Annotated in this window: 6 protein-coding genes; 5 read left to right on the top strand and 1 reads right to left on the bottom strand. The window is 33.2% G+C overall.

Annotation, left to right across the window (positions count from 1 at the left end; all coding sequences use genetic code 11):
* Position 1 precedes the first annotated feature (1 nt).
* From SJY30_RS07195 to SJY30_RS07215, 5 genes are all read left to right on the top strand, one after another.
* The gene (locus SJY30_RS07195; RefSeq protein WP_396634892.1) at positions 2 to 1,102 is read left to right on the top strand and encodes an AI-2E family transporter; all 1,101 of its coding nucleotides are present in this window, start codon (positions 2 to 4) and stop codon (positions 1,100 to 1,102) included.
* A 6-nt stretch (positions 1,103 to 1,108) separates the two neighbouring features.
* Positions 1,109 to 2,287, top strand: a complete 1,179-nt coding sequence (locus SJY30_RS07200; RefSeq protein WP_396634893.1) for an RsmD family RNA methyltransferase — start codon at positions 1,109 to 1,111, stop codon at positions 2,285 to 2,287.
* Between the two features lie 412 nt (positions 2,288 to 2,699).
* Positions 2,700 to 5,870 (top strand): SusC/RagA family TonB-linked outer membrane protein, encoded by a 3,171-nt coding sequence (locus tag SJY30_RS07205; RefSeq protein ID WP_396634894.1) that lies wholly within the window; start codon positions 2,700 to 2,702, stop codon positions 5,868 to 5,870.
* 4 nt (positions 5,871 to 5,874) lie between these two features.
* Entirely contained in the window at positions 5,875 to 7,566 is a 1,692-nt protein-coding gene (locus tag SJY30_RS07210; RefSeq protein WP_396634895.1) for a RagB/SusD family nutrient uptake outer membrane protein, read from the top strand.
* Between the two features lie 304 nt (positions 7,567 to 7,870).
* Positions 7,871 to 11,245, top strand: coding sequence for a VCBS repeat-containing protein (locus tag SJY30_RS07215; RefSeq protein WP_396634896.1), 3,375 nt, complete (start codon positions 7,871 to 7,873; stop codon positions 11,243 to 11,245).
* Between the two features lie 10 nt (positions 11,246 to 11,255).
* Here SJY30_RS07215 and SJY30_RS07220 read toward each other — a convergent pair whose 3' ends face one another.
* Positions 11,256 to 11,969: a prolyl oligopeptidase family serine peptidase gene (locus SJY30_RS07220; RefSeq protein ID WP_396634897.1), complete on the bottom strand. Its 714-nt coding sequence runs from the start codon at positions 11,967 to 11,969 to the stop codon at positions 11,256 to 11,258.
* Positions 11,970 to 12,111 lie beyond the last annotated feature (142 nt).

The following is a 12,111-nucleotide window of genomic DNA, read 5'->3' on the forward strand; positions in this document are numbered from 1 at the left end:
AATGACCGCAAAAACCATATCGCAAGGCATATTAAGAGCAATAGGTGTATTAGTTGGCATAGCCATTTTACTCTATTTTTTATATACCATACAATCTGTTATCGCGTATTTGGCAATTGCAGCAGTTATCGCATTAATAGGCAGCCCACTAGTACGCTTTTTTAGATTACGGCTTAAATTACCAAATATACTGGCAGTTATCATCACAATGGTTCTCATGGTGGGTTTGTTGGCAGGTATTATAGCTCTATTCATACCATTGTTAACAGAGCAAGGCAAAAACCTGTCGTTACTTGATATAGACGAATTGCAGAAAAGCTTAAATACATTATACCATCAAATTACAAACTACCTAGGCTTATCATCGCATATAGTAGAAGATGTAATTGACGATTCTGGTTTAGAACAAAATATTCTACAAGGTTTGGATATTGGTTTTATCCCGAATTTTTTGAACTCCTTTTTAAACATCTTGAGCACGGCGAGTATTGGTTTATTTTCAGTTCTTTTTATTTCTTTTTTCTTTTTAAAGGACAGTAAATTATTTGAACACGGTTTATTGATTTTCGTTCCAGTAGGCAAGAAGAAAGGCACCACCAATTCAATTGGAAAAATTAATGGATTATTGTCAAGATACTTTGTTGGTCTTTTACTACAGATTTTTATTCTATTTGTCATTTACACGATTGTCTTACTTATAGTCGGTATTGAAAATGCAGTAGTTATAGCTTTTTTATGCGCCCTTTTTAATATCATACCTTACATAGGTCCTATAATTGGTGGCGTTATAATGTTGACATTGACCATGACCAGTAATTTGGGTTCTGATTTTAGTGAAGTAATATTACCAAAAACAGGTTATGTATTTATAGGATTGCTAATAGGGCAATTGGTAGACAATTTTTTCTCCCAACCTTTTATATTTTCAAATAGCGTAAAGTCTCATCCCTTAGAGATTTTCTTGGTTATCATTATTGCAGGCTTATTATTTGGTACCGTAGGTATGATAGTAGCTGTTCCTGGATATACTGCTATTAAAGTTATTTTAAAAGAATTTCTTTATGATAATCAAATAGTAAAATCTTTGACCCATAATCTTTAGATTGTTGTGAATAAAGAATTAATAAGTAGTGAAGTACAAAATTTTATTGATGATAACCTAAAGACCGATATTCACAAAATCATTTTATCAAAACCAAAGTTCAACAATGTCAGCCAAAAAGAGTTGGCTGAACAAATCGAGTCGAAAGTAAGGGCAAAATCAAAATTACCTACATGGTTTAAAACCAAAAATATATATTATCCTAACAAACTTAATCTTTCACAGACTTCATCAGAAATTACGGCAAATTACAAAGCTTCATTAATAGAAGGCAATTCTTTAATTGATATAACTGGTGGTTTTGGGGTAGATTCATTTGCGTTTTCCCGTAAAGTAAACCAAGTCACTTACCTCGAAAAAAACGAAGCTCTATCTAAAATTGCAGATTACAATTTCGCCCAAATGGGCATTACTAATATAAAATGTATTTCAGAAGATGGATTAGCATTTTTGAATAACACCTCTAACACATATAATTGGCTTTATGTAGACCCATCGAGAAGAGACAAGAACAACAAAAAAGTATATTACTTAGCTGATTGCGAACCCAATGTAATAAGCAACATGCATCTTTTACTGTCAAAATCTTCGAATCTAATTATTAAAACCGGACCATTGTTAGATATTAAAAGCGGTCTAAAAGAATTGGGATCTGTAAAAGAGATACACATCGTAGCTGTTAACAATGATGTAAAAGAGCTACTTTGGCTAATTGAAAAGGGTTTTAATAGTGAAACTCTTATAAAAACAGTAAATTTTAAATCTAATAACGTACAAGAGTTCAATTTTAATATAAGCGACGAGGAACATACAATCTCTGAATATTCAGAGCCTTTGGCATATATATATGAACCAAACGCATCCATTTTAAAATCTGGTTCGTTTCATTTTATAGGAAAGCATTTCAACTTATATAAACTTCACCCTAATTCTCATTTATACACATCAGAAAAATTAATTGAGTTCCCTGGGCGTATATTTAAAGTTGAAGATATTTATGATTACTCAAAGAAAACATTTAAAAAAACAGGGATTTCCAAAGCCAATATCACCACAAGAAACTTCCCCGATTCGGTTGAAAAAATCAGAAAAAAACTAGGCATTAAAGACGGTGGAAACAACTACCTATTCTGCACCACGAACTTCGATGGAAAATTATTAATAATTTCTACTTTTCAACATTAAAAATCATCCAAAAAAAAATCGTTTTGAAGTTTTCTATGTCCACACATTCATAAAAATTAGAATGTAAAATTCACTAACTATAACGTTGTAAATTATAAAATTATCTTTAGATATTTTCTTACATTTAACAACAAAAATGTTAAAAAAAGAACTTAATGATTTACAAATTATATCAACCCTAAATTATTGATAACCCAATAATTACGCCTATTAATACAATTAATTACAATAACAATAGCTTATATGAGTAATATTAGCCTAATAAAAAAATACAACTATACTTACGGTAATTCAAGTAAAATTGCTATTATTATACCAGATTTTGATTTTTTTAACATTTAATACTGCAACTAAAAAATTTAAATAATACAAAATCTACTTAATTAATTTAAACTAACAAACAACAAGGATTATGAATCAAAAACGTGATTACACGTTGATGAAATCTGGAAAAAGGTCTTCCTTTTTTAAATCTGGAATTTTATCGATGATCGTTTGCTTAGGCACCCAAATGGTACAAGCAAATGAAAACACAAGTGCTTCAAATAAAGTTGAAGTAAAAACAGTTCAATCTACTATTACGGGTACCGTTTTAGATGACACAGGCCAACCACTACCAGGAGCCAATGTTGTCGAAAAAGGAACAACGAATGGTACGCAAACAGATTTTGACGGTAATTATACCTTAAACGTATCTGATGGCGCAACTTTAGTATTTAGCTATATAGGGTTTAAAAGCACTGAGATAGCTGTAAATGGTCAATCAAGTGTGAATGCAACTTTAGCTGAAGATGCTGCTGCTCTAGACGAAGTTATTGTATTAGGGTATTCTCAACAAACAAGAGGTGATCTAACAGGCTCGGTAGCATCTGTAGATGTATCTGAAGCAACGAAAGCACCAGTTGTAAATGCTGCTTCTGCTTTACAAGGTCGTGTAAGTGGTGTAACTGTAGTACAGAATGCTACACCAGGTAGCCCACCAAAAATTAACATTCGTGGTTTTGGTACTAGTAACAATACCAACCCATTGTTTATTATTGATGGTCTACAAACAGATGACCCATTTGTATTAAACAGTATTAACCCGAACGACATTGATCAAATGAACGTCCTAAAAGATGGTGCAGCTGCTATATATGGTGCAAGAGCATCTAACGGGGTAGTAATTATTACAACTAAAGGTGGTGGTTATAATATGGACAAACCAATTGTATCTGTTGACACATACACTGGGTTTTCTTCAATAGCAAACACTCCTGAATTTTTAAATGCACAACAGTTAGGAGATGTATTGTTTCAAAGTTCAGCAAACGATGGTACAGTGTTTGATCACCCACAATATGGTAATGGTTCATCTGCAGTTGTTCCTTCATCATTAAATGGTTATACAAGAGTAGTTTCTTATGACCCTATCGTAAGAGGTGACGCATCGGCTGCTGTAAATCCAAATGGCACAGATTGGATAGATGCTATTACTAGAACATCAATTATTCAAAGTGTTGCATTCTCTATTGCTAATGGTGAGGAAAACAGTAAGTATTCACTTTCCGCAAATTTCTTGAACAATCCAAGTAATCTTGTAAACACATTTTATAAAATAGGTCAAATTCGATTAAACTCTGAATTTAAACTAGGAGATAAAGTTCGTATTGGTCAACACTTTAGCACAGCCTATTCAAACGGAAACCAAGGTGGTGCCGGAGCTAGATATGAAGAAGCCGTAAGAAGTAGCCCATTAATTCCTTTATATGATGATAATGGTAATTTTGCAGGTACAGGAGCCCAAGGAACAGGTAACTCAAGAAGCCCGTTAGCTCAATTAAGTAGAGCAAGTGATAACTTTAATAAGACACTTAGGGTTTTAGGTGATATCTACTTATCTGCTGAAATAGCAAATGGCCTAACGTTTAAAACTAATTTTGGTGGAACAATTAACTCATTTAATACTCGAAGTTTTCAAGCATTAGATCCTGAGCATAGTGAGCCATTAGGAACCAATCAACTTACAGAGCTAAACCAAGATGGTTATTCATGGACTTTCACAAATACCTTAAACTATAAAAAAACCTTTGAAAACAGTAAAATTGACGCTTTAGTAGGTATTGAGTCTGTTGAAGACGGTATTAAAGGGAAACAAGTAAGTAGAACCGGTTTCTTATTTGAAACACCAGACTTTTACTTATTAAACAATGGTAGTGGTACACCTAACATTGACAATGCCTATGACGCTACTACTAGTTTGTATTCCTTATTTGGTTCTGCAACGTATTCTTATGCTGACAAATATTTTATTACAGGTACTTTACGTAATGATACATCTTCACGTTTTGCTGGAGATAATAAAAGTGACACATTTCCATCAATTAGTGGTGCTTGGGTAGTTAGTAAAGAAGATTTTATTTCTTCTGATTCAGCTTTAAGCTGGTTCAAACTAAAAGGTTCATGGGGTCAATTAGGTAATCAATCTTTACCAGCTAGTAACCCTACAATCAACATTTCTTCACTAAATGAAAGTTTATCTAATTATGCTATTGATGGTAGCTCTATAGCAACAGGAGCATTATTATCTGCTGTTGGTAACCCAAATTTAAAATGGGAAACCAGTGAAGCAATCAATGCAGGTATTGAACTTGGATTCTTTAATGATAAATTAAATTTAGATTTTGAATGGTTCAACATTAAAACCAAAGATTTAATTGTTCAAGACAACAGTTTGATCAGTACAACTGCAATTGATGCAGGAGCACCTTATGTAAATGCAGGTAATGTAACCAATACTGGTTTTGACATCAATCTACGTTACAAGGACGAAACTGAATCAGGATGGAAATATGGCTTTGATGTAAACTTTTCAAAATACAAAAATGAAGTAACCGATTGGATCAGTGAGTTCCAAACTGGTGATGACAGTTTCCGTGGTGGTGCAGTATCTAGAACCCAAGTTGGTCAGCCTATTTCTTCTTTCTTCGGTAGAGAAGTAATCGGTTTTACAGATGAAGGTAGATTTGAATATAGAGATGTTAACGGTGACACCGTAATTGATGATGACGACAGAACTTTTATTGGTTCTCCACACCCAGATTTCACATATGGTTTCAACTTTAATTTAGGCTACAAAGCTTTTGACCTTTCATTATTCTTACAAGGTTCTCAAGGAAATGACATTTACAATTACACTAAGATATTTACTGATTTCCCAACATTTGTTGATGGTAATAGAAGTGTAAGAGTTTTAGATTCTTGGACACCAACGAATACAAATGCTACTTTACCTGCATTAAGTAATTCTATTCAAAATAGTGAAACACAACCAAATTCATACTTTGTTGAAGACGGTTCTTACTTACGTTTAAAAAATGTTCAATTAGGTTATGCTTTCCCTGATAAAGTAGCAAATAAGATTGGTCTTGATTTATTACGTGTTTACGTACAAGCCACAAATTTACTTACGGTTACAGGTTACGATGGGTTTGATCCTGAGATCATTTCATCGGTTACCGGTAATAACTTAACATTAGGTGTAGATAGTCAGGTTGTACCACAATCTAGAATTCTTACACTTGGATTTAATTTAAAATTGTAAAAAAATGAAAAAGAAATTAATTTATTTATTCTCACTATTCGCTGTTATAAGCGCATGTAGTGATGATTTTACAGAGCAACCTGCAGTTGGTGCTCTTAGTGACGCTGCGGTACAAAATGAAGATGGTGTTGAACTCCTTTTAATTGGAGCATATTCTACACTTGATGGTATCCGAAACAACCTTGCTGGAAATGGATTTGCAGCAAGTGGAGATAACTGGTGGTTTGACGTTGTAGCAGATGACGCCCATAAAGGTAGTACTGATGGTGATCAAGCTGATCTTTTTGAAATGGAAGTTTACAACTGGACTACGGGCAACCCTTATGTTTTAGGTAAATGGTCATCTATATTTGCCGGTGTAAATAGAGCTAACGCTGTAATTGCATTAATAGCAACCATTGAAGATGCAGATTTAACCGGAAAATTAGCAGAAGCTCGTTTTTTAAGAGGTCATTTTAATTTTGAATTGCAAAGAATTTATGGAAATGTACCTTACATTTCTGAAGAGAATTACGCAAATACAGAATTCAATCAACCTAACCCTGGTCCTATCTGGGATGAAATTGAAGCTGACTTACAATTTGCTATGGATAATTTACCTGCAACACAAGAACAGTCAGGTAGACCAACTTCATGGGCTGCTCAAGCTTATTTAGGTAAAGTTCATTTACAACAATCTGAATGGGCTGCTGCTTTTGATTTATTGGAAGATGTGATAAACAATGGTCCGTATAGCTTAAACTCAGAGTTTGTAGCTAATTTTGAAAGTACAGGAGAGAATAGTTCTGAAGCAGTTTTTGCAATTCAATTTACAGCTGATGATGGACAGTCATTTAATGGTAATATTGGAGGGGTATTAAATTTCCCTAACCCAGGACCGTTTGGATCTTGCTGTGGTTTTTACCAACCTTCACAAGATTTAGTGAATGCTTTTCAAACTGATGCAACTACTGGTCTTCCTCTTTTGGATACCTTCAATCAGTCTGATGTAGCAAACGATTATGGTATTGAAGATGAAGATGCTTTTACACCACACACAGGTCCTTTAGATCCAAGATTAGATTATACCGTTGGTAGAAGAGGTGTTGATTATAACCGTTATGGTACTTTCCCTGGTCACTCTTGGATTCGTGCAACTTTCTCAGATATTTCAGGTCCTTATTTACCTGCCAAAAATGTATACCAAAGTGGTGATGCTGACAACCAAGGTACAGGTGCTTGGGGTCAACAACATTCAGGTATAAATTATCATATTATACGTTTTGCTGATGTTCTTTTAATGGGTGCTGAAGCTGCTGTTGAAACCAATGATTTGGCATCAGCCTTAACATGGGTAAACTTAGTACGTAACAGAGCTAAGAATATGACATATGTTCAAAATGAAGCAGGTGATGCAGATGCTGCTAACTATGTAATTGAACCTTACACAAGTTTTGCCGATCAAGCTTTCGCAAGAAAAGCTGTTCGTCATGAACGTCGTTTAGAACTTGGTATGGAAGGTCACCGTTTATTCGACCTATACAGATGGGGTAACGGAGTGGAAGTAATCAATGAGTATATTTCTAATGAAAGCCGTACTATTGCAAACTTCGGTACAAAGGCTAATGCTTTTGAAGCTAAAAATGAAGTTTTACCAATTCCTTTATCGGCAATTGATTTAAGTGGTGGTATTCTAGAGCAGAATCCTGGTTACTAAATAATAGTATTTAAAATTATTTAAAGCAGGACATTAACATGTCCTGCTTTTTTATTTGATGCTATTGACAGAAATTCACCCTCCATTTATTATCATTAGAATATGTTTGAATTACCATATTGATTAACGGATTAAAGTACAAACAAGCATTACAATAAAAGCTATAAGTAAATACCCTTGTGGCTATGATATTCTATTCAAAAATATTATTTTGGTACTTGATAAAATGATTGGATTTAGTTATCCAATCTTCTATTAATTATCATTTTTTTCAACTCTTACATTCAACTAACTCCATCTCACTTTGTATACTTCTAAACTAACAACTACTTTTAAGCATAAGGCTGTAAGAACAATTCTAGCTATAACTTTAGTACTGTTTCTACTTAATGCCACTCATTGTAAAAAACAGAGCGATTCATTATTTGAAATTGTACCAAGTTCAGATTCAGGAATTGATTTCAATAACAAAATAGTTGAGACAGATAGTTTCAATATTTTAACAAGTGAATATATTTTCAACGGTGGTGGCGTAGCTATAGGAGATTTTAACAATGACCAAAAACCGGATATATTTTTTAGCGGAAATCAAGTTTCAAACAAGCTATATTTAAATGAAGGTAATTTTAAATTTAAAGATGTCACCAAAGAATCTAAAATAGAAGCTCTAAATAAATGGAATACAGGAATTGCCTTGGCAGATATAAACAATGACGGATTTCTAGATATTTACGTCTGTTCTGCAATGCTAAGCAGTGAAGAGGAAAAGAAAAATTTACTATTTATACATCAAGGTTTAGATAACAATGGTGTACCATCCTTTAAAAATATGGCCAAAGAATATGGTCTTGAAGAATCTGGCAATAGTATGGGTGCATCTTTCATAGACTATAACAAAGATGGTCTTTTAGATTTATATGTTTTAAACAACGTAGATGTACATATTTTACCATCTAATTTTAGAAAAAAAATTACAGACGGTTCAGCCCTGAGTAATGATAAGTTATATAAAAATAATGGTGACGGCACATTTACAGATGTTACGATAGAAGCAGGTATAACCATAGAAGGTTATGGTTTAGGTCTCTCTATAGCCGACCTAAATTATGACGGTTGGCCAGATATATATGTTAGTAATGATTACCTGTCAAATGATATTCTCTACATTAACAATCAAGACGGAACATTTACTAATAAGATAAAAGAGAATATTAAACACCAAAGTAAGTTTTCTATGGGAAATGATATTTCCGATTATAACAATGATGGTTATTTGGATATTATCACCTTAGATATGCTTGGTGAAACCAATAAAAGATTAAAAACAACATTAGCAGGAAACAAATACACAGAATATATTTTAAACGACCGTTTTGGCTATGAATACCAACATACCAGAAACATGTTACAAAAAGGTAATGGGAACGATGTGCCTTTTAGCGAAATAGGATTAATGGCAGGTGTATCTAAAACAGATTGGAGCTGGTCTCCCCTATTTGCTGATATGGACAATGATGGATATGAAGATTTACTAATTACAAATGGATTTCCAAGAGATATTACAGACTTAGATTTTGGCGATTTCAAATTTAACGTTAGTAGATATTTAAGTCCCGCTCAAATTTTAGACTCCATCCCAAAAATAAAGATTCCTAATTACGCATATAAAAACAACACCAACAATCAGTTTACAGATGTTAGTGAAGATTGGGGTATTGGAGTAGCATCATTTTCCAATGGTGCTGCATTTGCTGATTTAGATAATGATGGTGATTTAGATTATATCGTAAATAACATTAACGATGAGGCGTTGATTTTTCAAAACAAAACCGACCTAAAAGATGGTCAACATAATTACCTAAGTATAGACCTTAAAGATTCCCCTTTAAAATCGCAAAAAACAGGTGCGAAAACTGTTTTAAGATTTGATGATGATACATTTCAATATAAGGAACATCATACCTACAGAGGCTATATGTCTACCGTTGAAGACATCATGCATTTTGGTCTCGGCTCCAAAAAACAAATAACATCCATTGAAATACTATGGCCAGATAATAAGTTTCAAAAAATTTCTAATATCAAAGCAAATCAAAGAATAATTCTAAATTATGAAGATGCAGTTTCAATAGCCTCAAATAAATTAAGTTTCCCATTAGTTGCTAAAAAAGAAAAAACGATTTTCAAAGAAGTTTCAAGTGATATAGGATTATCATATTTACATGAAGAAAAAGATATTGTAGACTATAATATTCAACGAACAATACCACATAAATTAACCCAAAATGGTCCAGTAACAGCCGTGGGAGATATGAATGGTGATGGCATTGAAGATTTTATTATTGGTAGTTCTTCAGGCAATTCACCTCAACTATTTTTTCAAAACGCAGAAGGTAAGTTCATGCAACAAAGTTTATTTGATGATGAAGAAAACAAACAATATGAAGAGGAAAGTATAGCTTTATTCGATTTAGAAAACGATGGTGATTTAGACATGTATTTAGTTTCCGGCAGCAATGAATTTAATCTAGAAAGTATATACTACAATCATCGATTATTAATAAATGATGGTCAAGGAAATTTTGATATTGCAACTGATCAAATGCCTACAATTAATGCAAGCGGTTCTATTGTTAGCTTCTCAGACTTTGACAAAGATGGGTTTATCGATTTATTCATTGGCGGCAGAACTCCTTATTCAAAATACCCTAATACGGAAAAAAGCTTCTTATTAAAAAACCAAAATGGCATTTTAAAAGATGTAACCAATAGTATGGTTCCTGATTTAAGTAACATAGGTATGGTTACAGATGCTGTTTGGGCAGATATTGATTTAGACGGAAATGATGATTTAATTGTTGTTGGTGAATTTATGCCTATCTCAATATTTAAAAATAACGGTTCCAGTTTTAAAAAATTAGATAAAACAGGAATTGAAAATCTTTCTGGTTGGTGGGAAAGTATCATAAAAACCGACATAGATAATGATGGCGATATAGATTTCGTAGTAGGTAATTTAGGTATGAATAATTTTTATCAACCTTCGGCGGAAAGACCAGTAACCGTAGTCGCAAAAGATTTTGACAACAACGGCACTATTGATCCTGTAATGTTCGCATATTTCAAAGACAGCTTTGACAATCCTACCTACAAGGCATTTCCTGTAAATTTTTGGGGAGATTTAAACGGACAGAGTCCAATTTTTAGAGCAAAGTACAACACATTTAAAGCATATTCCAAAGCAACTATTGCTACCCTATTTACAGATGAAGAATTGGAAGGGTCAACTAAATTAATTGGTAATTATGATAATAGTATTATTATAGCAAATAATGGTGATGGTACATTTAAATATAGTCCACTACCTATAGAAGCTCAAGTTGCTCCCATAAACGGAATTACATCTTTGGATTATAACAATGATGGTTACCAAGATCTTTTATTAGTTGGAAATAATTTTGGAAATGAAGTTTTTATAGGAAGAAATGATGCCTTTAATGGTTTATTACTACAAAACGACGGAAATGGCAAATTCAAATCTATTGAAACATCTAAAAGCGGATTTCTTGTGCCTGGAGATTCAAAAAGTATTATACAGGTGAAAAGTAACAATAAAGAAAAGCCTTATTATATCGTTACTCAGAATAGAGATTCATTACGTGTATTCCAGAAAAACTAAGGGAAATTGGTCATTTCAACTCCTGATTTATAAACCAATTATACAAAGCTTCGGTTTCATACGCTTTTATCCATGCGTTGTGACCTACGTTAGGGTATCTCGTGAAAATGACCTCATAGCCCATTTCCTTTAATTTAGCGACCATATTTTCAGATTCGGAAAAGGGAATGGATTTATCTTTTTCTCCGTGAAAAACCCAAATCGGCATTTCGCGATTAATCCATGAAGCATATGGTAATGGTGCCATGCCACATACTACTGCCATAGCTGCAAAAGTATCTGGGTATTGCACTGCCAATTCCCAAGCAGCCCCTCCTCCTCTACTCAATCCCGTTAAATAAATTCGCTTTTTATCTATTCTATTATTATCTACAATTGAATCTAGCAATTGTTTTACCGCTCTAGTATTCCACCATTTTTTGGCATTCGGATTTTGAGGCGCCAGTATTAAAAAAGGAAACTTTTTACCTTGAACTATTAATTTTGGAGGGCCATTTCTCTTCACGGTAACCAAACTATCGCCCGATTCACCACCACCATGTAAAAACAAAAGGATAGGAAAATCTTTTTCAATTTCTTCTTCATAATCGTCTGGATAATACAGATAATAGGCTAGATTTTCTTTTACATTCGTTTCCATTGCCGAATCTATTAGAATGGGCTTTGCTTGAGATGCGCAACTTTGAAAAATAACCAATAAAATAATATATATAATTGCCCTCATCTGTAAAATCTAAATTATCCATCAAATGTACCCTAAAAACAAGTTCCTTTATAGTTATTGTAGTTTTAGGTTCATTAAGGTTTAAAAAGTTAGACGATGAAGTTTTAAAAAACTTAATAAAATAAAAAAAGAGGATGCAAAA

It is taken from the genome of Maribacter sp. R86514 (genome assembly GCF_044597005.1).
Lineage (GTDB): Bacteria > Bacteroidota > Bacteroidia > Flavobacteriales > Flavobacteriaceae > Maribacter.

Excerpts from the sequence above, each read along its gene's own strand:
- SJY30_RS07195 (WP_396634892.1), top strand. The coding sequence starts at position 2 with ATGACCGCAAAAACCATATCGCAAGGCATATTAAGAGCAATAGGTGTA.
- SJY30_RS07205 (WP_396634894.1), top strand. The coding sequence starts at position 2,700 with ATGAATCAAAAACGTGATTACACGTTGATGAAATCTGGAAAAAGGTCT.
- SJY30_RS07210 (WP_396634895.1), top strand. The coding sequence starts at position 5,875 with ATGAAAAAGAAATTAATTTATTTATTCTCACTATTCGCTGTTATAAGC.
- SJY30_RS07220 (WP_396634897.1), bottom strand. The coding sequence starts at position 11,969 with ATGAGGGCAATTATATATATTATTTTATTGGTTATTTTTCAAAGTTGC.